Origin of the sequence: Pseudomonas sp. LG1E9, assembly GCF_003290225.1 — a bacterium.
Lineage (GTDB): Bacteria > Pseudomonadota > Gammaproteobacteria > Pseudomonadales > Pseudomonadaceae > Aquipseudomonas > Aquipseudomonas cyclaminis.
The window spans coordinates 6,129,077-6,153,128 of record NZ_CP029983.1 but is presented as its reverse complement, the minus strand read 5'-3'; the positions used below and the strand labels follow the sequence as shown (position 1 = coordinate 6,153,128).

Annotated in this window: 24 protein-coding genes; 15 read left to right on the top strand and 9 right to left on the bottom strand. The window is 61.7% G+C overall.

From position 1 onward, the window contains the following. The first annotated feature begins 4 nt into the window (after positions 1 to 4). The 13 genes from DNK50_RS28195 (at position 5) to DNK50_RS28135 (ending at position 12,456) form a co-directional block, all read left to right on the top strand. Positions 5 to 1,270, top strand: coding sequence for a glutamate-5-semialdehyde dehydrogenase (locus DNK50_RS28195; protein WP_099584668.1), 1,266 nt, complete (start codon positions 5 to 7; stop codon positions 1,268 to 1,270). Beyond that, positions 1,270 to 1,914 carry a nicotinate-nucleotide adenylyltransferase gene (gene nadD / locus DNK50_RS28190; protein ID WP_099584669.1) on the top strand — a complete coding sequence of 215 codons (645 nt, stop codon included), beginning with the start codon at positions 1,270 to 1,272 and terminating at the stop codon, positions 1,912 to 1,914. The genes DNK50_RS28195 and nadD overlap by 1 nt, the downstream gene beginning before the upstream one ends. Positions 1,915 to 1,983: 69 nt before the next feature. After that, on the top strand, positions 1,984 to 2,478 hold the full coding sequence (gene rsfS / locus DNK50_RS28185; protein ID WP_003176298.1) for a ribosome silencing factor: 495 nt from the start codon (positions 1,984 to 1,986) through the stop codon (positions 2,476 to 2,478). 9 nt (positions 2,479 to 2,487) lie between these two features. Continuing rightward, positions 2,488 to 2,955, top strand: a complete 468-nt coding sequence (gene rlmH, locus DNK50_RS28180) for a 23S rRNA (pseudouridine(1915)-N(3))-methyltransferase RlmH (protein ID WP_003176297.1) — start codon at positions 2,488 to 2,490, stop codon at positions 2,953 to 2,955. 15 nt (positions 2,956 to 2,970) lie between these two features. Then, positions 2,971 to 4,869, top strand: coding sequence for a penicillin-binding protein 2 (mrdA, locus tag DNK50_RS28175; RefSeq protein WP_112196845.1), 1,899 nt, complete (start codon positions 2,971 to 2,973; stop codon positions 4,867 to 4,869). A gap of 31 nt (positions 4,870 to 4,900) precedes the next feature. Then, positions 4,901 to 6,004 carry a rod shape-determining protein RodA gene (gene rodA / locus DNK50_RS28170; RefSeq protein WP_042570827.1) on the top strand — a complete coding sequence of 368 codons (1,104 nt, stop codon included), beginning with the start codon at positions 4,901 to 4,903 and terminating at the stop codon, positions 6,002 to 6,004. A gap of 17 nt (positions 6,005 to 6,021) precedes the next feature. Then, entirely contained in the window at positions 6,022 to 7,032 is a 1,011-nt protein-coding gene (mltB, locus tag DNK50_RS28165) for a lytic murein transglycosylase B (RefSeq protein ID WP_032884595.1), read from the top strand. After that, complete coding sequence (locus DNK50_RS28160; RefSeq protein WP_099584671.1) at positions 7,032 to 8,033, top strand: septal ring lytic transglycosylase RlpA family protein; 1,002 nt, start codon at positions 7,032 to 7,034, stop codon at positions 8,031 to 8,033. Before mltB ends, DNK50_RS28160 begins: the two co-directional genes overlap by 1 nt. Positions 8,034 to 8,213: 180 nt before the next feature. Next, the gene (locus tag DNK50_RS28155; RefSeq protein WP_099584672.1) at positions 8,214 to 9,371 is read left to right on the top strand and encodes a D-alanyl-D-alanine carboxypeptidase family protein; all 1,158 of its coding nucleotides are present in this window, start codon (positions 8,214 to 8,216) and stop codon (positions 9,369 to 9,371) included. An 84-nt stretch (positions 9,372 to 9,455) separates the two neighbouring features. Then, positions 9,456 to 9,731 carry a DUF493 domain-containing protein gene (locus DNK50_RS28150; protein ID WP_099584673.1) on the top strand — a complete coding sequence of 92 codons (276 nt, stop codon included), beginning with the start codon at positions 9,456 to 9,458 and terminating at the stop codon, positions 9,729 to 9,731. Beyond that, the gene (gene lipB / locus DNK50_RS28145; RefSeq protein ID WP_112196844.1) at positions 9,731 to 10,378 is read left to right on the top strand and encodes a lipoyl(octanoyl) transferase LipB; all 648 of its coding nucleotides are present in this window, start codon (positions 9,731 to 9,733) and stop codon (positions 10,376 to 10,378) included. Before DNK50_RS28150 ends, lipB begins: the two co-directional genes overlap by 1 nt. Positions 10,379 to 10,404: 26 nt before the next feature. Further along, entirely contained in the window at positions 10,405 to 11,406 is a 1,002-nt protein-coding gene (gene lipA / locus DNK50_RS28140) for a lipoyl synthase (protein ID WP_160385010.1), read from the top strand. 129 nt (positions 11,407 to 11,535) lie between these two features. Beyond that, entirely contained in the window at positions 11,536 to 12,456 is a 921-nt protein-coding gene (locus DNK50_RS28135; RefSeq protein WP_112196843.1) for an LD-carboxypeptidase, read from the top strand. 120 nt (positions 12,457 to 12,576) lie between these two features. Here DNK50_RS28135 and DNK50_RS28130 read toward each other — a convergent pair whose 3' ends face one another. From DNK50_RS28130 to leuS, 5 genes are all read right to left on the bottom strand, one after another. After that, positions 12,577 to 13,902 carry a lytic murein transglycosylase gene (locus tag DNK50_RS28130; protein ID WP_112196842.1) on the bottom strand — a complete coding sequence of 442 codons (1,326 nt, stop codon included), beginning with the start codon at positions 13,900 to 13,902 and terminating at the stop codon, positions 12,577 to 12,579. Between the two features lie 61 nt (positions 13,903 to 13,963). After that, on the bottom strand, positions 13,964 to 14,128 hold the full coding sequence (gene arfA / locus DNK50_RS28125) for an alternative ribosome rescue factor ArfA (RefSeq protein WP_099584677.1): 165 nt from the start codon (positions 14,126 to 14,128) through the stop codon (positions 13,964 to 13,966). A 148-nt stretch (positions 14,129 to 14,276) separates the two neighbouring features. After that, on the bottom strand, positions 14,277 to 15,314 hold the full coding sequence (gene holA / locus DNK50_RS28120; RefSeq protein ID WP_099584678.1) for a DNA polymerase III subunit delta: 1,038 nt from the start codon (positions 15,312 to 15,314) through the stop codon (positions 14,277 to 14,279). A 39-nt stretch (positions 15,315 to 15,353) separates the two neighbouring features. Further along, positions 15,354 to 15,959 (bottom strand): LPS assembly lipoprotein LptE, encoded by a 606-nt coding sequence (gene lptE, locus DNK50_RS28115; RefSeq protein WP_099584679.1) that lies wholly within the window; start codon positions 15,957 to 15,959, stop codon positions 15,354 to 15,356. 88 nt (positions 15,960 to 16,047) lie between these two features. Beyond that, the gene (gene leuS / locus DNK50_RS28110; RefSeq protein WP_112196841.1) at positions 16,048 to 18,654 is read right to left on the bottom strand and encodes a leucine--tRNA ligase; all 2,607 of its coding nucleotides are present in this window, start codon (positions 18,652 to 18,654) and stop codon (positions 16,048 to 16,050) included. Positions 18,655 to 18,915: 261 nt separating this feature from the next. Between leuS and DNK50_RS28105 the strand changes: the two genes are divergently transcribed. Both DNK50_RS28105 and DNK50_RS28100 read left to right on the top strand, forming a co-directional pair. Then, positions 18,916 to 19,233, top strand: coding sequence for a hypothetical protein (locus DNK50_RS28105; RefSeq protein WP_099584681.1), 318 nt, complete (start codon positions 18,916 to 18,918; stop codon positions 19,231 to 19,233). 99 nt (positions 19,234 to 19,332) lie between these two features. Then, the gene (locus DNK50_RS28100; RefSeq protein WP_112196840.1) at positions 19,333 to 20,094 is read left to right on the top strand and encodes a YdcF family protein; all 762 of its coding nucleotides are present in this window, start codon (positions 19,333 to 19,335) and stop codon (positions 20,092 to 20,094) included. A gap of 64 nt (positions 20,095 to 20,158) precedes the next feature. Here the strand turns inward: DNK50_RS28100 and lnt are convergent, their stop codons facing one another. The 4 genes from lnt to DNK50_RS28080 are packed head-to-tail and all read right to left on the bottom strand — an operon-like array spanning position 20,159 to position 24,017. Further along, a complete protein-coding gene (gene lnt / locus DNK50_RS28095) occupies positions 20,159 to 21,682 on the bottom strand; it encodes an apolipoprotein N-acyltransferase (protein WP_112196839.1) in 1,524 nt (507 codons plus the stop codon). An 8-nt stretch (positions 21,683 to 21,690) separates the two neighbouring features. Continuing rightward, the gene (locus tag DNK50_RS28090) at positions 21,691 to 22,530 is read right to left on the bottom strand and encodes an HlyC/CorC family transporter (protein ID WP_005791724.1); all 840 of its coding nucleotides are present in this window, start codon (positions 22,528 to 22,530) and stop codon (positions 21,691 to 21,693) included. Positions 22,531 to 22,561: 31 nt separating this feature from the next. Next, complete coding sequence (gene ybeY, locus DNK50_RS28085) at positions 22,562 to 23,020, bottom strand: rRNA maturation RNase YbeY (RefSeq protein ID WP_112196838.1); 459 nt, start codon at positions 23,018 to 23,020, stop codon at positions 22,562 to 22,564. Further along, positions 23,013 to 24,017 (bottom strand): PhoH family protein, encoded by a 1,005-nt coding sequence (locus DNK50_RS28080; protein WP_069673128.1) that lies wholly within the window; start codon positions 24,015 to 24,017, stop codon positions 23,013 to 23,015. Before DNK50_RS28080 ends, ybeY begins: the two co-directional genes overlap by 8 nt. Positions 24,018 to 24,052 lie beyond the last annotated feature (35 nt).

Genomic DNA, 24,052 nt, shown 5'->3' with positions numbered 1-24,052 from the left:
GACCATGACTGAGTCCGTTCTTGACTACATGACCCGCCTGGGTCGCGCTGCCCGTCAGGCCTCGCGGTTGATCGCCCGTGCGAGCACTGCGCAGAAGAACCGTGCCCTGCTGGCTGCCGCCGATGCTCTGGATGCTTCGCGCTCCGAACTCGCCGCCGCCAACGACCTGGACCTGGCCAACGGCCGCGCCAATGGCCTGGAGCCGGCCCTGCTGGACCGCCTGGCGCTGACCCCGGCACGTATCGATGACATGATCGAAGGCTTGCGTCAGGTGGCCAAGCTGCCTGACCCCATCGGTGAAATCCGCGATATGCGTTACCTGCCGTCCGGCATCCAGGTCGGCAAGATGCGCGTGCCACTGGGCGTGATCGGCATCATCTATGAGTCGCGCCCGAACGTGACCATCGACGCCGCGAGCCTGTGCCTCAAGTCCGGCAATGCCACCATCCTGCGTGGCGGTTCCGAGGCAATCAATTCCAACCGCGCCATCGCGACGTGCATCCAGCAAGGCCTGGCCGTGGCCGAACTGCCGGCTGAAGTGGTGCAAGTGGTGGAAACCACCGACCGCGCCGCTGTCGGCGCGCTGATCACCATGCCGGAATTTGTCGACGTGATCGTGCCGCGCGGTGGCAAGAGCCTGATCGAACGTGTCAGCCGTGATGCCAAGGTGCCGGTGATTAAGCATCTGGACGGCGTGTGCCACGTGTTCATCGACGTTGCTGCCGATATCGACAAGGCCATCCGCATCGCCGACAACGCCAAGACCCACCGTTACGCCCCGTGCAACACCATGGAAACCCTGCTGGTGCACGTCGGCATTGCCGATCGCGTGCTGCCGCCGCTGGCTGCCATCTACCGCGACAAGGGCGTGGAACTGCGCGGCTGCGAACGCACCCGTGCGTTGCTGGGCGCGGACGTGATCGAAGCGACCGAGCTGGACTGGTACACCGAATACACGGCGCCGATCCTGTCAATCAAGATTGTCGATGACCTGGACGAGGCCATTGAACACATCAATCAATACGGCTCCAAGCACACTGACGCCATTGTCTCCGAGCATTTCAGCGATGCGCGGCGTTTCCTCAATGAAGTGGATTCCGCTTCGGTGATGATCAACGCCTCGACGCGTTTTGCCGACGGCTTCGAATACGGCCTGGGCGCGGAGATCGGCATCTCCACCGACAAGCTCCATGCACGCGGCCCGGTTGGCCTGGAAGGGCTGACCAGCGAGAAGTACGTGGTGTTCGGCGACGGTCATGTGCGCACTTGATGGTTAAACGCATCGGGCTGCTCGGCGGTACTTTCGACCCCGTGCACATCGGCCATTTGCGCAGCGCCCTGGAAGTCGCGGATGCCCTCGCGCTGGACGAGCTGCGCGTGATGCCCAACGCGCGGCCGCCCCATCGCGATACGCCGCAGGTGTCGCCGCAACAACGTCTGGAAATGGTGCGCCTGGCGGTAGAGGGCGTATCGCCGCTGGTGGTGGACGACCGCGAACTCAAACGCGATAAACCGTCCTACACTGTCGACACCCTGGAACTGATGCGCGCCGAGTTGGCCGCAGATGACCAGTTGTTTCTGCTTTTGGGCTGGGACGCATTTTGCGGCCTGCCCTCTTGGCACCGCTGGGAGGAACTCCTCCAGCATTGCCACATCCTGGTTTTGCAACGCCCGGATGCCGACAGCGAACCGCCGGATGCCTTGCGCAACCTGCTGGCCGCGCGGTCGGTAAGTGACCCCTTGGCCCTGACCGGGCCGAACGGGAATATTGCATTCGTCTGGCAGACCCCGCTTGCGGTGTCCGCCACCCAGATCCGTCAACTGCTGGCCAGCGGGAAGTCGGTACGTTTCCTGGTGCCTGACGCGGTCCTGGCCTACATCGATGCGCACGGGCTTTACCGTGCGTCGAACTGAAAAGGCGCGCTTGAACGCACGAACAGTCGTGCAGCGAGCGCCCGAACATACGAGCAAAACGAGTTTTTTATGACGAACAAAGACGTAAGCAAAGTAAAACGCAAAGGCACGTTCAAAAGCGCCCCGCTGCCGGTTGAAGCCCACGTTGGCCCGGAACTGGCTGGCGAAGAGCTGGTAAAAGTCGCCGTTGCCGCCCTGGAAGACGTGAAGGCCCAGGACATCCAGGTCCTGGACGTGCGCGACAAGCAGAGCATCACCGACTTCATGATCATCGCCACCGGTACCTCCAACCGCCAGATCGGCGCGATGCTGGACAAGGTTCGCGAAGCCGTCAAAGCCCAAGGCGTCAAGCCACTGGGTGAAGAAGGCAAGGGCGACAGCGACTGGGTGCTGCTGGACATGGACGATGTGATCGTTCACATGATGACCTCCAACGCCCGTCAGTTCTACGACCTGGAGCGTCTGTGGAAAGGCGCCGAGCAGAGCCGTGCCGCTGATGGCAAGCACCACAGCCCGGAAGTGGGCCACGCGCACTTCGACAAGCTCAACAAAGACCAGGAATAAGGAACGGCTGTGCGCCTGCGTCTGATCGCTGTCGGTTCACGCATGCCCAAGTGGGTGGAAGAAGGCTGGCACGAGTATGCCAAGCGTCTGCCCGCTGAGCTGTCGCTGGAACTGGTGGAAATACCGCTCAACACCCGGGGCAAGAATGCCGACGTGGCGCGCTTTATCCGTCAGGAAGGCGAAGCCATGTTGGCCAAGGTCGGCCCCAATGAGCGCATCGTCACCCTCGAAGTGCACGGCAAACCCTGGAGCACCGAGCAACTGGCGGTGGAACTGGATCGCTGGCGCCTGGACTCGCGCACCGTCAACTTCATGGTCGGTGGCCCTGAAGGGCTGGCGCCGGAAGTCTGCGCGCGGGCGGACCAGCGCTGGTCGCTGTCGGCGCTGACGTTGCCGCACCCGTTGGTAAGGATTCTGATCGGTGAACAGCTGTATCGCGCCTGGACAGTCCTGTCCGGGCACCCTTACCACAAATAATCTGCGCCCCTCCCGATGACCCAGCCGATCCGCATCAAGGACCACGAGAAAGACGCACGTCTTGTACGCGCTCGGGTCGTGTTTGGTGCGATTCTGGTCGTCGGGCTGATGTGTGTGCTGATCGCCCGCCTGTATTTCCTGCAGGTGATCCAGTACGAGTATCACTCCACGCTGTCGGAAAACAACCGGGTGCATGTGCAGCCGATTCCGCCGACCCGTGGGCTGATTTTCGACCGCAATGGCGTGGTGGTCGCGGACAACCGGCCCAGCTTCAGCCTGAGCATGACCCGCGAGCGTTCCGGTGACTGGCAGCAAGTCCTCGATGTCATCGTCGAAGTCTTGCAATTGACGCCGGAAGACCGGGTGGTCTTCGAAAAACGCATGAGGCAGGGCCGTCGGCCATTCGAGCCGGTGCCGATCCTGTTCGAGCTGACCGAAGAGCAGATCGCCCGTATCGCGGTGAACCAGTTCCGTTTGCCGGGTGTGGAAGTGGTGGCGCAGTTGGTGCGTCATTACCCACAGGGTGCGCACTTTGCGCATTCGGTCGGCTACATGGGACGGATCAACGAGAAAGAGCTCAAGAGCCTCGACCCGGTCAACTACAGCGGCACCCACCATATCGGCAAGACCGGCATCGAGCGTTTCTACGAGCCGGAACTGCACGGCCAGGTGGGTTACGAAGAAGTCGAGACCAACGCCCGTGGCCGCGTGTTGCGCGTGCTCAAGCGCACCGATCCGATTCCCGGCAAAGACATTGTGTTGAGCCTGGACATCAAGCTGCAGGAAGCGGCGGAGATGGCATTGGGCGGGCGGCGCGGCGCCGTGGTGGCGCTGGACCCGAAAAGCGGCGAAGTCCTGGCCATGGTCAGCCAGCCGAGTTTCGACCCTAACCTGTTTGTCACCGGGATCAGCTTCAAGGCCTACGCCGAGTTGCGTGACTCCATCGACCGACCGCTGTTCAACCGCGTACTGCGCGGCCTGTACCCACCGGGTTCGACCATCAAGCCCGCGGTAGCGATTGCGGGCCTGGACGCGGGTGTGGTCACGGCCTCCAGCCGTGTGTTCGACCCGGGCTACTACATGCTGCCCAACTACGATCACAAATACCGTAACTGGAACCGTACCGGTGACGGCTATGTCGACCTGGACACCGCGATCATGCGGTCCAACGACACCTATTTCTACGACCTGGCCCACAAGCTGGGGATCGACCGCTTGTCTGACTATATGGGCAAGTTCGGCCTGGGTCAGAAGGTTTCCCTGGATATGTTCGAAGAATCTCCTGGCTTGATGCCATCGCGGGAGTGGAAGCGTGCGACCCGTCGTCAGGCGTGGTTCCCGGGTGAAACCCTGATCCTCGGTATCGGCCAGGGCTATATGCAGGCCACGCCCTTGCAGTTGGCCCAGGCCACGGCGCTGGTGGCCAACAAAGGCATCTGGAACCGTCCGCACCTGGCCAAGACCATCGAAGGCGAGAAGCCGGTGGATGACAACCCGATCCCGGACATCGTGCTGCGCGACCCGTCGGACTGGACCAAGGTCAACCATGGCATGCAGCAAGTGATGCACGGCGCCCGTGGCACTGCGCGCAAGGCCGCCGTCGGCGCGCAGTACCGCATTGCCGGCAAGAGCGGTACGGCCCAGGTGGTCGCGATCAAGCAGGGCGAAAAATACGACCGCTCCAAGGTCCAGGAACGCCACCGCGACCACGCCTTGTTTGTCGGCTTTGCTCCGGCAGACGACCCGAAAATCGTCGTGGCCGTGATGGTGGAGAACGGCGAGTCCGGCTCCGGTGTTGCAGCGCCTGTAGTGCGTCAGGTGATGGACGCCTGGTTGCTGGCCGACGACGGCAGGCTCAAGCCCGAATATGGCGGCCCCCCTTCAAACACCGAGGTTACGGCCAGTGAAGAGTAATTTTGACCGCATCCTCTCCAGTGAGGATGTGATGCGTCGCCGTGCGACGTTGCTGCAGCGCATGCACATTGATGGCCCGTTGCTGATCCTGCTGCTGACCCTGGCCGCCGGCAGCCTGTTCGTGTTGTATTCGGCCAGCGGCAAGAACTGGGACTTGCTGATCAAGCAGGCGTCGTCGTTTGGCCTGGGCCTGCTGTCCATGGTGGTAATCGCCCAGCTGGAGCCGCGTTTCATGGCGCGTTGGGTGCCGCTCGGCTACGTCGCCGGGGTATTGCTGCTGGTGGTGGTGGATGTGATGGGCCACAACGCCATGGGCGCGACCCGCTGGATCAACATTCCGGGGGTGATTCGCTTCCAGCCGTCGGAATTCATGAAGATCCTGATGCCGGCCACCATCGCCTGGTATCTGTCCAAGCGCACTTTGCCGCCGCAGCTTAAACACGTGGGCATCAGCCTGATCCTGATCGGCGTACCGTTCATCCTGATCGTGCGCCAACCGGATCTCGGCACCTCGCTGCTGATCCTCGCCGGCGGTGCGTTCGTGCTGTTCATGGGTGGGTTGCGCTGGCGCTGGATCCTCAGCGTGCTGGCCGCGGCCGTACCGGTGGCAGTAGCGATGTGGTTCTTCTTTATGCACGATTACCAGAAGCAACGGATCCTCACGTTTCTCGACCCGGAAAGCGACCCGCTCGGCACCGGCTGGAACATCATCCAGTCCAAGGCCGCCATCGGTTCCGGCGGCGTGTTTGGCAAGGGTTGGTTGCTGGGCACCCAGTCGCACTTGGACTTTTTGCCAGAGAGCCACACCGACTTCATTATTGCGGTGATGGGCGAAGAGTTCGGCCTGGTGGGCATCTGCGCGCTGTTGCTGATCTATTTGCTGCTGATCGGGCGTGGCCTGGTGATCACCGCACAGGCGCAGACGCTGTTCGGCAAATTGCTCGCAGGCGCCTTGACCATGACTTTTTTTGTTTACGTTTTCGTCAACATCGGTATGGTCAGTGGCCTGCTGCCGGTGGTTGGGGTGCCGTTGCCGTTCATTAGCTACGGCGGAACTTCGCTGGTGACATTGCTGTCAGCGTTTGGGGTTTTGATGTCGATTCATACGCATCGCAAGTGGATCGCACAGGTTTGAATAAGGTGAAGATGTCAATGCAAGTAATGCGCGGCTGGGCGACTCGGCATGCGTCCTGGATGGGCCTGATTGGGCTGCTGGGTGCAACGCAGGAGGCGCAGGCCGGTGACTACGATGGTTCACCTCAGGTCGCCGAATTTGTCGGTGAGATGACCCGCGACTACGGTTTCGCCGGTGAACAGCTGATGGGCGTGTTCCGCGAAGCCCAGAAAAAGCAGGCGATCCTCGACGCCATCTCCCGCCCCGCCGAACGTGTGAAGCAGTGGAAGGAATATCGCCCGATGTTCCTCACCGACGCCCGCGTGGCACGTGGTGTGGATTTCTGGCGTCAGCACGAAGCCGTGCTGGCCCGCGCCGAGCAGGAATATGGCGTGCCGGCCCAGGTGATTGTCGCGATCATCGGCATTGAAACCTTTTACGGGCGTAATACCGGCAGCTATCGGGTGATCGACGCCTTGTCGACCCTGGGCTTCGATTACCCGCCCCGCGCCGACTTCTTCCGCAAGGAGCTGCGCGAATTCCTGCTGCTGGCCCGTGAAGAGCAGGTCGATCCACTGACCCTCAAGGGCTCCTACGCCGGGGCGATGGGCTTGCCGCAGTTCATGCCGAGCAGTTTCCGCGCCTACGCCGTGGATTTCGACGGCGACGGCCACATCAACATCTGGAGCAATCCCGACGACGCCATCGGCAGCGTGGCCAGCTACTTCAAGCGCCACGGCTGGGTGGGTGGCGAGCCGGTGGTGATCCGCGCCGATGTCAGCGGGGAGCGTGCCGATGAAGGCCTCACCCAGGGCATCGAGCCGGCCAAGACGGTCGGGGAGTTGCGGGCGCTGGGCTGGTCGAGTCAGAATGCGCCACGCGATGACATGCCGGTCACGGCGTTCCGCCTGGAAGGCGAAAATGGCCCTGAATACTGGATGGGTCTGAAGAATTTCTACGCGATCACGCGTTATAACCGCAGTGTGATGTACGCCATGGCCGTGCATCAGCTGTCAGACATGCTGGTCCAAGCACGGGGCAACAAGTAATGCGGGCATCGCCGTTCAATCAACCGCTCAAGCTGGTGGCGTTCGCCGCGTTGTCCCTGCTGGTCGTCAGTTGTTCCACCAGCCGTGGCCCGGCAACCCAGAAGCCCGGCGGCACCGCCGTGCGTTCCCAGCCGGGCCTGGACATCAACCGCGCCCACAAAGACGGCGCGCCGTGGTGGGATGTCGACGTGTCGAAGATCCCGGACGCCACGCCCACCCTGCACACCGGCCCGTACAAGGCCAACCCCTACACCGTGCTGGGTAAGTCCTACTTTCCGCTACAGGAATCCAAGACCTACGTGCAATCGGGCACGGCGTCCTGGTACGGCACCAAGTTCCATGGCCAGAACACGGCCAACGGCGAGGTCTATGACCTGTATGGCATGAGCGCAGCGCATAAAACCCTGCCGCTGCCCAGCTATGTACGGGTGACCAACCTGGATAACAATCGCACGGTGATCCTGCGGGTCAACGACCGTGGGCCGTTCTATTCGGACCGCATCATTGACTTGTCCTATGCCGCCGCGAAAAAACTCGGCTATGCCGAAACCGGCACCGCACGGGTCAAGGTCGAAGGCATCGACCCTGCGCAATACTGGGCTCAGCGTGGCAAGCCTGCGCCGTTGATGCTCAACGAGCCGCAGAGTGCGCAGCCGCAAGTGACGGCGTCCACCGGCAAGATCGAACAGTGGACACCGCCCCCGCAGCAGCACGCGCCGGACACGGTGGTCGTGCCCCATGCAGCGCCAGGCGCCGCGGTCGCCGGCGGGCAATACCTGCAGGTGGGCGCTTTCGCCAACCCGGATGCGGCAGAACTGTTAAGGTCCAAGCTCAGCGGCATGGTCAACGCACCGGTCTTTATCAGCTCCATCGTGCGTAACCAGCAGACGCTGCACCGCGTGCGCATGGGCCCGATCGGCTCCCCGAGCGAAGTCGCGCAAGTACAGAACAGCGTGCGCCTGGCCAACCTGGGGCAACCCAGCGTGGTCACCGCCGAGTAACAAAGGATTGATGGCCCAGGCCCGTACGCGGGTTTGGGCCGTGGTTGTTGGCTCGTTGAACAATAAAAACCCAGGGGCAAGGGGTGAGCGGGCAACCGAACACGTGACAGTCTGGTAGCGGGCTGTCTGAATAAGTTTTGCCCGCGAGGGCAAGTTTCCATAAGCAATTTCGAGAGACGGATGAACATCACCACCTTAGCCAAACGCACGTGCCTGCTTATCTCGCTGATCATCACCCCGGCCGCCTGGGCGGTTGAAATGGTGCCGGCTTCACCGCAACTGGCCGCCAAGGCATGGGTCCTGATGGACGCTGCCAGCGGCAACGTGCTGGTCGAGAGCAACGGTGACCAACGCCTGCCACCGGCCAGCCTGACCAAGCTGATGACCGCCTACATCGCGACCCTGGAAATCCGTCGCGGCCAGATCGGTGAGAACGACCCGGTGACCGTCAGCGAAAACGCCTGGCGGACCGGCGGCTCGCGCATGTTCATCAAGGTGGGCTCGCAAGTCACCGTGAGCGACCTGCTGCACGGCATCATCATCCAGTCCGGTAACGACGCCAGCGTAGCCTTGGCCGAGCACATTGCCGGCAGTGAAGACGCGTTCGCCGACATGATGAACAAAACCGTGGCCGACCTGGGCATGACCAACAGCCACTTCATGAACCCGACCGGCCTGCCGAACCCTGAGCACTATTCGTCGGCTCACGACATGGCGATCCTGGCGCGCGCGATCATTCGTGTCGACCCGGTGCACTACGCGATCTACTCCCAGAAGGAATTCTTCTGGAACAACATCAAGCAGCCTAACCGCAACCTGCTGCTGTGGCGCGACAAGACCGTCGATGGCCTGAAAACCGGCCACACCGACGAAGCCGGCTACTGCATGGTGTCGTCCGCCGTACGTGATGGCCAGCGCCTGATCGCCGTCGTGTTCGGTACCAACAGTGAGCAGGCCCGTGCGGCCGAGACGCAAAAACTGCTGACCTACGGTTTCCGCTTCTTCGAAACCCAGACCTTCTACCAGAAGGGTGCTGAACTGGCGACCGCGCCGGTATGGAAAGGCGCGACTTCCCAAGTCAAGGCTGGCCTGGCTGAAGACCTGACCCTGACCATGCCTAAAGGCCAGCTGAAAAAGCTCGCTGCCAGCATGACCATGAACCCGCAATTGGTTGCCCCAATCGCCAAGGGCGACGTGATCGGTAAAGTCGAAGTGAAACTGGACGACAAGGTGGTGCACAGCGCCGACCTGATCGCGCTGGACGCTGTCGACGAAGGTGGTATCTTCCGCCGCGTGTGGGATAGCATCCGTCTATTCTTCTACGGCTTGTTCAACTGATTGTGTGCACCTGCAAAGCCCCGTGTTGATCCGACGCGGGGCTTTGCTGTCGCCACGGCTTACCGCTTACGAGGCCGTTACGCCATGACCGATAAAGAAGTAAAGGCGCCAAAGATCGAATTCCCAGTGACGGACTATCCCGTCAAGGTGATCAGCGATACCGGTGTAGGCAACAAAGACAAGATCATCGATATCGTGCGTAAACACGCGACGATCAACGATAACCGGGTGGACGAACGTTCCAGCACCAACGGTAAATACACCACGATCCAGTTGCACATCGTTGCGACTGATCAAGACCAGCTCTACAACATCAACAGTGAACTGCGGGCCACCGGCTTCGTGCACATGGTGCTGTGATGTCACAGGTCCTGGGCTTTCGCGAGCTCGGCCAGATGGCCTACGAGCCTGTCTGGCACGCCATGCAGCGGTTCACGAACGAGCGCGGCACCTCGGCCCCCGATGAGGTCTGGCTGGTGGAACACCCGCCGGTGTTCACCCAGGGCCAGGCCGGCAAGGCCGAGCATTTGCTGCTGCCGGGAGATATTCCGGTGGTGCAGGTCGACCGAGGTGGCCAAGTGACTTACCATGGCCCCGGTCAACTGGTCGCTTATCTCTTGCTGGATGTGCGCAAGCTGGGATTTGGCGTGCGCGATCTGGTCAGCCGTATAGAGGCTTGCCTGATCGAGCTGCTGGCCAGTTATGGCGTGACCGCTGCGGCCAAGGCTGATGCTCCTGGCGTGTATGTGGAGGGCGCGAAAATCGCCTCCCTGGGGCTGCGCATTCGTCACGGATGTTCCTTTCATGGCCTGGCCTTGAACGTGGACATGGACCTGGCGCCGTTCCGGCGGATCAACCCGTGCGGCTACGCCGGGTTGGCGATGACCCAGTTGAGCGAACACGCCACACCGATTAAATTTGCCGAGGTAAGTGCCCGGCTGCGCGCGCAGCTCGTCAAACACCTCGACTATGCTGAGCAGACGACCCTTACGGGCGGAATCGACTGATTATGACTACTGATGCAGTGCAAACCATGATCCCGACGCTGGACGTCACCGAACGTCCGGCCCCGGCCCCGCGTGCCAAGGTGGAAGCCGGCGTCAAGCTGCGCGGCGCCGAGAAGGTTGCACGCATCCCGGTGAAGATCATTCCGACTACCGAACTGCCGAAGAAACCCGACTGGATCCGCGTGCGCATCCCGGTTTCGCCGGAAGTCGACCGTATCAAGGCCCTGCTGCGCAAACACAAGCTGCACAGCGTGTGCGAAGAAGCGTCCTGCCCGAACCTGGGCGAGTGCTTCTCTGGCGGCACCGCCACCTTCATGATCATGGGTGACATCTGCACCCGTCGTTGCCCGTTCTGCGACGTCGGCCACGGTCGTCCGAAGCCACTGGACGTCAACGAGCCGGAAAGCCTGGCCATCGCCATCGCCGACCTGAAGCTCAAATACGTAGTGATCACCTCGGTAGACCGCGACGACCTGCGTGACGGCGGCGCCCAGCACTTTGCCGACTGCATCCGCGAAATCCGCAAACTGTCGCCGAACGTGATGCTCGAAACCCTGGTTCCGGACTACCGTGGCCGGATGGACGTGGCGCTGGAAATCACCGCCGCCGAGCCGCCGGATGTGTTCAACCACAACCTGGAAACCGTGCCACGCCTGTACAAGGCTGCGCGTCCGGGTTCGGACTACCAGTGGTCGCTGACCCTGCTGCAGAAATTCAAGCAGATGATGCCGCACATCCCGACCAAGTCCGGCCTGATGCTGGGCCTGGGCGAAACCGACGAAGAAGTCATCGAAGTCATGAAGCGCATGCGCGAACACGACATCGACATGCTGACCCTGGGCCAGTACCTGCAACCGTCGCGCAGCCACTTGCCGGTACAACGTTTCGTGCACCCGGACGTCTTCGCCTGGTTCGCCGAGGAAGGCTACAAGATGGGTTTCAAGAACGTCGCCTCCGGCCCGCTGGTTCGTTCTTCGTACCACGCTGATGAGCAGGCCAAGCTGGTCAAGGCAAGCCTGGTCTCGTAATACAGATGTGGGAGGGGGGCTTGCCCCCGATTGCGGTGTGTCAGTCGCTACCTGTGCTGGCTGATCCACCGCTATCGGGGGCAAACCCCCTCCCACATTTTTTTGCGCGTTAACTAGGGAGAGTTGTGTATGACTGCAGCCGTTCCAGCCCTTCGTTCCGAAGGCACCATCGCCCTGATCGCCCCCGCCGGCCCCGCCGCATTGGACGTTGAAAAGGCCGGGCAATGGATGCGCACGCGCGGCTACGACCTGCGAATTTTCCCCGGCGTCTATGAGCGCGACGGCTACCTCGCCGGTAGCGATAAAGTCCGCCTCAACGATCTGCACGCCGCCTTCGCCAATCCCGATATCGATGCCATCTTCTGCCTGCGCGGCGGCTATGGCACGCCACGATTGCTGGACGCGCTCGACTTCGACCTGATCCGCGCCAACCCCAAGCCGTTTGTAGGCTATAGCGACATCACCGCCCTGCATCTGGCGATCAACCGTTACGCTGGCTTCGTGACCTTCCACGGCCCGATGCTCAATGCCGACCTGCTCGGTAACAAGAAGCCACCGACCGAGTCCTCCCTGTTCAGCCTGCTGCGTGGTCAGCTCGGCGCTGGCAGCGTGCTTGCACACCCGGTGGCCTTCCCGCTGACCACCATCGCGCCTGGCATCGCCTGTGGGCGCTTGCTGGGGGGCAACCTGTCGATGATCGCGGCGGTGATGGGCACGCCTTTCGAGCTGGACGCTGAAGGCATCATCCTGTTTATCGAGGACGTCAACGAACCGATCTACCGTATCGACCGCTTGCTCACGCACCTGCGCCTGGCGGGCAAGCTGGCCCTGGTCGCCGGTGTGCTGGTCGGGGATGTGGCGGGGGTGGATAACGCTGCGCTGGAGCGCTTGCTGACGCAGACCTTCGAACCTTTGGGCACTCCAGTATTGTCCGGCTGGCGCAGCGGGCATTGCGATCCGAACCTGACGCTGCCGATGGGTGCATTGGTGCGGCTGGATGCGGGGGAAAAGCGGGTGGTGTTGGAGCAGGATGTGGTGTTCAAAACCTGAATCTGTGGGTGGCTGCTCAACCGCAATCGGGGGCAAGCCCCCTCCCACACTTGAATGTATTCACAAATCAAAATGTGGGAGGGGGCTTGCCCCCGATTGCTTTAGTCGCCATACGCAGATCTAGCGGTTTTGCAGGGACTCCAGCAGCTTCACGGTCGGATACCCGTCCGCCGGCCAGCCCAGCGCCTGCTGCGCCGCACGAATCGCCTTGCGGGTGTTGGCGCCGATGATCCCATCCGGGTTGCCCGCGTCGTAGCCATTGGCATTCAACGCCGTCTGCAAATCCATACGCTGGGAGCGACTCAGCGGCAGCTCATCTTTTGGCCATTCGCCACGAATCACGCCACCGCCCCCAAACCGTTCCGACAGCAGGCCAACCGCCAGCGCATAGGACGACGAGTTGTTGTACTTGAGGATCGCGCGGAAGTTATCCAGCACCAGGAACGCCGGGCCGCGATAGCCCGCAGGCAGCAGCAGGGCGGCGGAGAGCTGGTCGACATTGGCCGGCATGCTTGCGCCCGGCGGTAACTGGACCCCCAGTTTCAGCCACTCGGCGACGGTCTTGCGGGTGCCGCCATCGGCCAAGGCGTAATCGAAGTTCGCCGGCAGTTGTTTGAGCTCGAACCCCCACGGCTGGCCTTTCTGCCAACCGGAGCTTTGCAGGTAGTGCGCGGTGGAGGCGAGGGCGTCGGCCGGGCTGTTCCAAATATCGCGGCGACCGTCGCCGTCGAAGTCCACGGCGTGGGTGTTGTAGGTGGTCGGGATGAATTGGGTCTGGCCCATGGCGCCGGCCCAGGAGCCTTTCATCTGGTCGGCCTGGATATCGCCGTGCTGGATGATCTGCAGGGCCGCCAGCAATTGCGCCTGGGCAAAGGCCGGGCGCCGGCCTTCGTAGGCCAGGGTCGCCAGGGAGCGGATTACCGAGTTGTTGCCCTGGAACTGGCCGAAGTTACTCTCCATGCCCCACACCGAGACGAGCGCCTGGCGGTCGACGCCATAGCGTTGTTCGATACTTTGCAGGATATCGGCGTACTTGATCAGCAGCGCCTGACCATTGCGCACGCGCAGTGGCGACAGAGCGCCGTCGATGTATTCCCACACCGGGCGGGAAAACTCCGGCTGGCTCCGGTCGGCACGGATCACCGCCATGTCCGGGGTGACATTGGCGAACGCATTGTCGAACACGGCGGCGGTAATGCCGGCCTGCAGGGCTTGTGCGCGGAAGCCGGCCTGCCATTCGGCGAAGGTCTGGGTCGGTTGGATGTCGAGGTTGTCCACGGCCAGCGGGGCCACGACAGCGGGCGCTACCACGGGTGCGGTCTGGAGTTTGGGCAGGGGTTGAGCGTCGGCGGCGGTGGGTTTTTCCGCGCAGGCGACAAGCAGAATGAGGCTGGAGGCAGCGATCAATTGGCGAAGGTGCCAATGACGGGAAAGACGAGAGGGCATGCACAGGTCCAGGGATTACAAATCAGACACAGACCTTATCATGCCGGAGGGGCGCTTGCCTTCAGGCAGCCAGAAAGTAAGAAGCCTCCCAGCTATTAGACTGGAAGGCTTCGCGGCGGTAGCTGCCTTTGCCCTTGCCGGCGCGTTCCTGACGGGCGCGGAACAGTGGCTGGGCGATGATGGATTTGGCCTTGTTGGGGCCATGCTTGGATGGCTTTTTGCTCATGGTCTTGACTCTCTTGGGGGAGGGAAACGGTGCAAATAATCTGCCGAAGTTCGGCCGCTGTAAAGCCCATCAATTGTAAGCGCAATCAAAAGCGTGGGAGGGGCTTGCCGCCTCCCATATTGGTTTTGCAGTGTTTTTAACAGAGGGGCTATTCGGCGGGAAGTGTCAGGCGTTGGCCGGCCATCAACAGCGACAAGCGACTGAGGCTCATCCACGGCGAACCGGCTGCCTGGCCTTTGATCTGCGCATCAATGCGCTGCGCCTCAAGCAACAGCTGCGCCCAGCGTTGCGCTGTGTGCCGTTGCAGGGCCTTGCTCATCAAGGGTTTGCGCTTGTCCCACACTGGCGGCCGGGCCTGGCTGAAACACTTGTCCAGCGGCGTGCCCTGGCTGTATTGCAGGGCAATATTGGCCAAGACCCGCAGCTCACGGGCCAGGGCCCAGAGAATCACCGGCGGCTCCACCCCTTCGCCGCGCAGACCTTCGAGCATGCGCAAGGCGTGGGCGGGTTCGCCGTTGAGGATTGCATCCACCAGTCCAAACACGTCAAAACGCGCGCTGTCTGCCACGGCACCTTGAACGGTCTCGACAGTGATCTGTCCGTCTTCGGCCATCAGCTTGAGTTTTTCGATCTCCTGGGCGGCGGCAAGCAAGTTGCCTTCGACCCGAGCGGCGATCAACTCTACGGCGTCTTGCGTTGCAGACAACCCTGATTGAGACAGGCGCTGGCGAATCCACTGTGGCAACTGATTGCTGTCCACCGGCCAGATCTGGATGAACTGGGTCTGAGCCCCTTCTACCAGGGCCTTGCCCCATTTGGTCTTCTGCGCACTGCCGTCGAGTTTGGGCAGGCTGATCAGCAAGACCGTGTCCTCAGCGGGCCGCGAGCAGTATTCCATCAACGCCGCAGCGCCCTTGTCGCCGGGCTTGCCCGAGGGCAGGCGCAGTTCCAGCAGGCGTTTTTCGGCGAACAGCGACATGCTCGCACCGGCTTGCAGCAGCGTGCCCCAGTCAAAGCTGGCGTCGGCACTGAAGACCTGGCGTTCATCAAAGCCCTGCTGGCGGGCGGCGGTACGGATGGCGTCGGCAGCTTCCTGGCACAGCAACGGGTCATCACCGCTGACGATGTAGACAGGCGCAAGGCTACCTTGCAGGTGTTTGGCGAGTTGGGCGGGGGCGAGTTTCATAGGCAGGTAGAGCGGGGCGCCTGGGGCGCCCCGTCCGGCTTACTCGGCAGGCACTTCAACAGGCGACTGTTTCGGCGTGTTGTCTTCGTACTCTTTTGCGGCTTTAAGTGCGTCGGCGTCAGCCTTGGCCTTGTTGTCAGCGGCTTGCTGCAAGGTTTCCAGCTGTTGCGGGGTCAGCATCGACAGGCGCAGGACCATGCGCTGCACCAGATCCCGACGCATTTCCTGGCGCACCTGGGTGATTTCGGCGTCCGAACCTACCAGGTTGTTGCCATCGTGGCTGACGATTTTCTGCACCTGGATGTTGTCACCCATCAATGGCAGGTGATCACGGCCCTGGACTTCAAAGCTCAGTACGGTGCTCAGTTCGATATCGGACGCACGGCCGGCGCTGGCGTAGCTCAGGTTGCGCTGGGTTTCTTTCTCGTTCGCCAGGAACAGCTTGTAGGTTGCGCCGGTGTAGACGTGTACGCCGTTGTTTTCCAGGACCTGGCGCAGCTGGGTCACGGTTTCGCTGTAGGCGTCGCGTGCGCTGACATCCAGTTCCTTGATCGTCAGTTCATTGGTTCCGGTGCCGCGCAGCTGGAAGCCGCAAGCGCTCAGTAGCACGGCAAGGCCCATAACCAGCAGATTGCGTTTGATCATTTTGTTGCTCCCCTTGAAACCATGTGGGCCTTATCGAGGCCCTGAAGGCTTTGTTCGGCGCAGGGCTCAAGCCCTGCGCCCGATCCGATTAGCTAGCGACGATATTGACCAGTTTGCCAGGCACCACGATCACTTTGCGGATCGTCAGGCCTTCGGTAAAGCGCAGCACGTTCTCGTTGACGCGTGCGGCGGCTTCGACTTCTTCACGGCTGGCAGTGGCCGGCATGTCGATCTGGCCACGCAGTTTGCCGTTGACCTGGATCACCAGTTGCAGCGTGTCCTGTACCAGCGCGCTGTCATCCTGCACCGGCCAGCGCGCATCGATGACAGCGTCGCTGTGGCCCAGACGGCTCCACAGGTCGTGGCTGATGTGCGGGGTGATCGGCGCGAGCAGCAGGGTGACTGTTTCCAGGCCTTCCTGTACCAGGGCGCGGTCCTGTTCGGTCACTTGCGGGGCTTTTTCCAGCACGTTCATCAGCGTCATCACCTGGGCGATGGCGGTGTTGAACTTGTGGTTCTGGCCCACATCCTGGCTGGCTTGCTTGATGGCCAGGTGGGTGCTGCGGCGGATGAGTTTCTGCTCGTCGCTCAAGGATGCCACGTCCAGCTTGCCCGGCAGGCCCTGGCTGACATGGGCGTGAGCCAGGCGCCAGACACGTTTGAGGAAGCGGTGCGAGCCTTCGACACCGGAGTCGGACCATTCGGCGCTCATGTCAGGCGGCGAGGCGAACATCATGAACAAACGGCAGGTGTCGGCGCCGAACTGGTCGATCATCGACTGTGGGTCGACGCCGTTGTTCTTCGACTTGGCCATTTTCTCGGTACCGCCGATTTCCACCGGCAGGCCGTCGGCGATCAGCTTGGCGCTGATGACCTTGGCTTTGCTGTCACGCTCAAGCTCGACGTCAGCCGGGTTGAACCAGGTGTAGGCGCCATTGGCTTCGCGGCGATAGTAAGTCTCGGCGATCACCATGCCCTGGGTCAGCAGGTTCTTGAACGGCTCGTTGGAACTCACCAGGCCTTCGTCGCGCATCAGCTTGTGGAAGAAGCGCGCATACAGCAGGTGAAGAATGGCGTGTTCGATACCACCGATGTACTGATCCACCGGCAACCAGTGGTCGGCTGCGGATTTTTCCACCAGGCCGCCCTCGTAGTGAGGCGAGGCGTAGCGGGCGTAGTACCAGGAGGACTCGACGAAGGTGTCCATGGTGTCGGTTTCACGCTTGGCCGGGGCGCCGCATTTCGGGCAGTTGCACGCGTAGAACTCAGGCATGCGCGCCAGCGGCGAACCGGCGCCATCCGGCACCACGTCTTCGGGCAGTACGACCGGCAGTTGGTCTTCCGGTACCGGCACGTCACCGCAGGTATCGCAGTGGATGATCGGGATCGGGCAGCCCCAGTAGCGCTGGCGGCTGATGCCCCAGTCGCGCAGGCGGAACTGGGTGCGCGAGGCGCCGAGGTTCTTCTTGATCAGTGCGACTTCGATGGCGTCGAAGGCGCCCTGGAAGTCCAGGCCGTCGAATTCACCGGAATTGATCAGTGTGCCGTGTTCGTTGTAAGCGTCCTGCCAAGGCGTCGGGGTGGTGTCACCGGCGCTGGTACGCACGACGGGCTTGATCGGCAGGTTGTATTTGACGGCGAACTCGAAATCGCGCTCGTCGTGGGCCGGCACAGCCATTACCGCGCCGTCGCCGTAATGCATCAGCACATAGTTGGCGACCCACACCGGCAGTTTTTCGCCGGTCAGCGGGTGCTCGACGAACAGCGAGGTCGGCAGGCCTTTTTTCTCTTGGGTGGCGACGTCGGCTTCGGCCACGCTGCCGCCTTTGCATTCGGCGATGAACGCCTGCAGTTCAGGATTGTTCTGTGCGGCCAGGGTGGCCAGCGGGTGTTCGGCGGCCACGGCGACGTAAGTCGCTCCCATTAAAGTGTCCGGACGGGTGGTGAAGACTTTGAGCGCGCCCGCTTCGCCGATGGAATCGACGTTGTACGGGAACTGCACTTCCATGCCCTTGGACTTGCCGATCCAGTTGCGCTGCATGGTCTTGACCTGTTCAGGCCAGCCCGGCAGATCGTCGAGGCTCGACAGGAGCTCATCCGCGTAGGCGGTGATCTTGAAGTAGTACATCGGGATCTGGCGCTTCTCGATCACCGCGCCGGAACGCCAGCCGCGACCGTCGATGACTTGCTCGTTGGCCAGCACGGTCTGGTCGATCGGGTCCCAGTTCACGGTACCGTTCTTGCGGTAGATCACGCCTTTTTCGAACAGGCGAGTGAACAGCCATTGTTCCCAACGGTAGTAATCCGGCTTGCAGGTGGTCACTTCGCGGGACCAGTCCACCGCCAGGCCCAGGCTGCGCAGCTGGGTCTTCATGTAGGCGATGTTTTCGTAGGTCCACTTGGCGGGAGCCACGTTGTTTTTCATCGCGGCGTTTTCTGCCGGCATGCCGAAGGCGTCCCAACCCATGGGTTGCAGAACGTTTTTGCCGAGCATGCGCTGGTAGCGGGAAATCACGTCGCCGATGGTGTAGTTGCGCACATGCCCCATGTGTAGCTTGCCGCTGGGGTAAGGGAACATCGACAGGCAGTAGAAAGTTTCCTTGCCCGGCTGTTCACTGACTTCAAAGGACTTTTGCTCGTCCCAGAAGGTTTGGGCGGCATTTTCTATTTCACGGGGCTGATATTGTTCGTGCATGGCTACTTTTGAACTGGATAGGGGTGGCCTAATCCTCTTCGGTGCAACGTTCAGGTTGTTCGACACCAAAAAGCGGCGCGTCCGTGCCCAAACCCTGCGGGAAGTGGAGTTACAGGAAGCGCCGTAGCATACATGACCCCACTCTATCGAGGGAAACCCTGATTGCGCAGCCGAGGCCGTCTGTCGCGGCGCCGGGCAGGCGTAGCTACGGGGGCTACGCTGTTTATTGGGGAGCAAGTCTTTCTTCAATGAGGTGAGGGGATGGTTGAATCGCAGCGAATCGCAACGAAACCGGAAGTCTACGAAGGACTGATCGACCGATTGGGTCGTGCATTGGATGCAGCGAGAACAGCGGGCCGATTGCGTGATGAACGGCCTGTCGAGTTGGAACTGCGCGGGTTGAGCCGTGCAGAGCTGGAACTGATCAAGGCTTATTTGGAACGCAACAAGCGCAGTGCGCCCCCTTGGGTGGCAACCCCGCCAGCCCAGGAGCCTACGCACTCTGCCAAGGTGGTGTGGCTCAAGGACTTGCCGGCCGGTCGTGGCCCGGAAACATTCCGGTCCGCCCGCTACAAGTAGTTCACTCCCCGCAGAACCACACCACTGCGCTATGTCACTGTAGAGATTGTCGCTAAACCCCGTTACACCTTAGGCTTCGGGCATCTATGGAGATGCCCGATGCCTATTCGTTATTTCATCAAACAACTGCTCCTGCCTCCCGGCGTTCTTTTGCTGCTGCTAGCCCTTGCCTGGTGGTTTCGTCGCAGCCGTCCACGTTTGGCCGGATGTTGCTTCGCCTTGGGCTTGGGCGGCATGTGGTTGATCAGCCTGCCGGTGGTGGTGGAGTGGGGCGCGCGCGCTCTGGAAACCTCACCGCCCTTGGCTCGTGAAGACTGGTCGACGTTGGCCCAGCGCGCCGATGCCATCGTGGTACTGGGCTCGGGGCGTGAGCGCGGGGACCCCGCATGGGGCACTGACCAGCCTACCGGTATCGGCCTGGAGCGCCAGCGGTATGCCGCCCGATTGGCCAAGGCGTCCGGCCTGCCGGTGCTCACCACCGGTGGATTGCACTACGGCACGCCGCCCAGCGAAGCTGAGCTGATGGCGGTGTCGATGCAGGATGATTTCGGCGTGACGGTACGCTGGAAGGAAGAGCGCAGCCGCACCACCTGGGAGAATGCGCAAATGAGTGCCGAGATTCTACTGCCCGAGGGGATCAAGCGCGTGGTCGTGGTGACACAGGCCTGGCACATGCCGCGTTCAGTGTGGAGTTTTGAAAAGGCCGGTTTTACCGTGGTGCCGGCGCCCGTGGGCTTCCTTGGCGTGGACAACGCCCGGCCGCTGGGCGGCTGGATGCCGGAGTTCAAGTCGGTGTGGCAGAGCGGGCAGTTGATCAATGAAGCGGTGGGGCAGGTGGGGTATCGGCTGTTCTATCAATAACACCATAAGTCAAAAATGTGGGAGGGGGCTTGCCCCCTCCCACATTTGTTTCGGTGTTGGTCTGTTAGACGGTTTTCGACATGCGGGCCGCGAGCAACGCCCAACCAAACAGCATCAGGCACACGATGATCAGCGGCCACGAGCGCCATTGCAGGTACGGCGTGAGGTTATGCATCGGCACCACTTCCCCGTAGAGAATGCCGCGTTCGAATTGCGGGATCTGCACGGTGATCTGGCCATACGGATTAATCAGCCCGGTCACGCCATTATTGGTGGCGCGGATCATCCAGCGCCCCGCTTCCAGCGCGCGCATCTGCGCCATTTGCAGGTGCTGCAACGGGCCGATGGAGCGGCCAAACCAGGTGTCATTGCTGATGGTCAGCAGCAGATCGCTCTGGGCCGACAGGCCGGCGGCAAATTCCGGGTACACCACTTCGTAGCAAATAAACGGCGCGATCTGATAGCCCTTGGCCTGCAACATCGCCTGGTCGGCGGGGCCGCGGGCGAAGTCCGACATCGGCAGGTCGAAGAAGGCAATCAGTCCGCGCAGCATGTCTTGCAGCGGAACGTATTCGCCAAAGGGCACGAGCTTCTGCTTGAGGTAAGTCCCATCACCTTCGCCCACCACGGTAATCCCGTTGAAGTAGCGCTTCTGGTGGTGCACTTCCTGGCGGATCGGTACGCCGGTGATCAGCGCGGTGTGCCGGTCAGCCGCAAACTTGCCCATCATGCCCAGGTAACCCTCGACGGATTCCTTGAGCACCGGCACCGCCGTCTCCGGCCACACCAGCAAATCGACGGGCTTGGAGCTGAAACTCATGTCGCGGTACAGCGCCAACTGCGCAGTGAGCTGCTCCGGATCCCATTTCATGCTTTGTTCGACGTTGCCTTGGATAGCGGCCACGGTCAGCGGCGCGCCGGACGGAGCCGTCCAGGCGTGATGCTTGAGTGCCAGGCCAATGGCCCAGGGGGCGACCAGCAACACCAGGCCCGCGCCGATAAACCCGTTGTGTTTACTGGCGAGCAGGCGCGGAAAGTTGCATAGCACAGCTGCCGTAAGCGCGAGGGCAAAGGAGATCAGCCACATGCCACCCACTGGCGCCAGGCCTGTGAGGGGGCCGTCCAGTTGGCTGTAACCGGAGTACAGCCACGGGAAACCGGTGAGGAACCATCCGCGAAAGGCTTCCTGGCCGACCCACAATGCGGCAAACGTGAGCGCGTCCGCCAACGGCGCTTCATTGCGGCGCAGCCAGCGGGCCCACAGCCAGGCGGGCAGGGCGAAGAACCAGGCAATGGCGGCGGTGAACAGCAGCATCAAGAACCCCGCCAGCAGCACCGAAGCGCCGCCGAAGTGGTGGATGCTGTAGTAAATCCAGCTGGTCCCCGCGCCGAACAGACCGAAACCGAAACACCAGCCACGGCCCAGGGCCTGGCGGGGTGTCAGTTCCCGCAGGCCGATATAAAACACTGCGACTGCGACCAGTGCAAACGGCCACAGATCGAACGGCGCCAGCGCCAGGGTGGTGATGGCGCCGGCCACCACGGCCAGCAAGTTACCGGGCCAGCCGGGTGCGATCAAACGGCGCATGTCAGTCCTTAGCGGGCAATCGGAGTCAGGCGGATCAAGTGGATACGACGGCTGTCTGCATTCAGGATGCGGAAGCGATACGCGCCGATCTCAGTGGTCTCGTTACGTTTTGGCAGGTGGCCAAACGCACTCATCACCAGGCCGCCAACGGTATCGAACTCATCATCGGAGAATTCGCTGTCGAAGAACTCGTTGAAGTTCTCGATCGGTGTCAGGGCCTTGACCAGGAAGTCACCGCTCGGCAGCGGCTTGATGTAGCTGTCTTCTTCGACGTCGTGCTCGTCTTCGATGTCGCCGACGATCTGTTCCAGCACGTCCTCGATGGTCACCAGGCCAGCCACGCCGCCGTATTCGTCGATCACAATGGCCATGTGGTTGTGGTTGGCGCGAAACTCGCGCAGCAGCACATTCAGGCGCTTGGATTCGGGCACGAAGGTGGCCGGACGCAGCAGGTCCTTGATGTTGAAGCTGTCGCCGTTCTCCTTGAGGATCAGCGGCAGCAGGTCCTTCGCCAGCAGGACGCCCATGACGTCGTCATGGCTTTCACCGATGACCGGGTAGCGCGAGTGCGCCGAGTCGATCACGGCCGGGAGGAATTCCCGTGGGGTCTGGGTCGCCTTGATGCTGATCATCTGCGAGCGCGGGACCATGATGTCCCGGACTTGCAGGTCAGCCACCTGGATGGCGCCTTCGACGATGGCCAGCGCTTCGCTGTCCAGCAACTTGTTCTGGTGGGCCTCGCGCAGCAGCTCCAGCAGCTCCTGGCGGTTTTTCGGCTCGTGGGCAAAAGCCTGGGTCAGTTTACCCAGCCATGACTTTTGCCCGTTGCTCGATCGGTCTTCGCTCATAGCGATTACTCTAAATCCTTTGTTGTGTCAGTTAGGTTTCGTCGTCTGCATACGGATCAGGGTGACCCAATTCGGCAAGCAACGTTTGTTCCAGTGTTTCCATTTCCTCGGCTTCGTCATCGTCTATATGGTCGTAACCCAAGAGATGCAAGCAGCCGTGGATGACTAGATGAGCCCAGTGGGCTTCAAGTTCCTTGCTTTGTTCCTTCGCCTCACGCTCAACCACCTCGACGCAGATCACCAGATCGCCCAGCAACGGGATATCCAGCAGCTCGTCGGGGACGTCGGCGGGGAAGGACAGCACGTTGGTTGCGTAGTCTTTCTGGCGCCAGGTGTGGTTCAGTTCGCGGCCTTCGGGCTCGTCCACCAGACGGATGGTCAGTTCCGAGTCGGCAGTGCGCTGGCGCAGGGCCAGCTCGCACCATTGGCGGAACTGGTCTTCGCGGGGGGCAGGCGCGTCGGTGGCCAGTTGCAGGTCAAGCTCAAGCATCGCGGCGAACGTCCTTTGACAGTCCGTCGTCGCGGTGTTCGAAGCGCTCGTAGGCTTCGACAATGCGCTGCACCAGCGGGTGGCGCACCACGTCCTTGGGCATGAAGTGCGTGAAGCTGATGCCCGGCACGTCCTTGAGTACCTCGATCACCTGGCCCAGGCCGGACTTGGTGCCCTTGGGCAGGTCGACCTGAGTGATGTCGCCGGTGATTACGGCGGTAGAGCCGAAACCGATACGGGTGAGGAACATCTTCATCTGCTCGACGGTGGTGTTCTGGCTTTCGTCGAGGATGATGAAACTGTTGTTCAAGGTGCGACCGCGCATGTAGGCCAGCGGGGCGATCTCGATCACCTGGCGCTCGATCAGCTTGGCCACGTATTCAAAACCAAGCATCTCGTACAGCGCGTCATACAGCGGGCGCAGGTACGGATCGATCTTCTGGGCCAGGTCGCCGGGCAGGAAGCCGAGTTTTTCACCCGCTTCAACCGCCGGGCGCACCAGCAGGATGCGGCGCACTTGCTCGCGCTCCAGGGCGTCGACCGCACAGGCCACGGCCAGGTAGGTCTTGCCGGTGCCGGCCGGGCCGATGCCGAAGTTGATGTCGTTGCCGAGGATTTCCTTGACGTACTTCTGCTGATTCAGGCCGCGTGGGCGAATCATGCCTTTTTTGGTACGCAAGGCCACGCTGGCTTCGGCCACAGGGTTGTTGGCCAGGTCTTCTACAGCGGACTCTTGCAAGTACAGGTGCACCGTTTCCGGTGACAGTTCACTGCCCTTGGTCTCGCGATAGAGGCGACGCAGCAGGTTTTCTGCAGACGTGGTGTGTTGGGGTTCACCAATAAGCTCGAACTGATTGCCGCGATTGCGGATTTCGATGCTCAGGCGTTGTTCGATCAGGCGCAGGTGCTCGTCGAACTGTCCGCACAGATTGGCGAAACGGCGAGCCTCAAAGGGCTCAAGGATAAAACGATGGGGTTCTACTATGGGTGCGTTCAAGGTCGCTTTTAGCCGCCCTTTGGCAATTGAGGTGA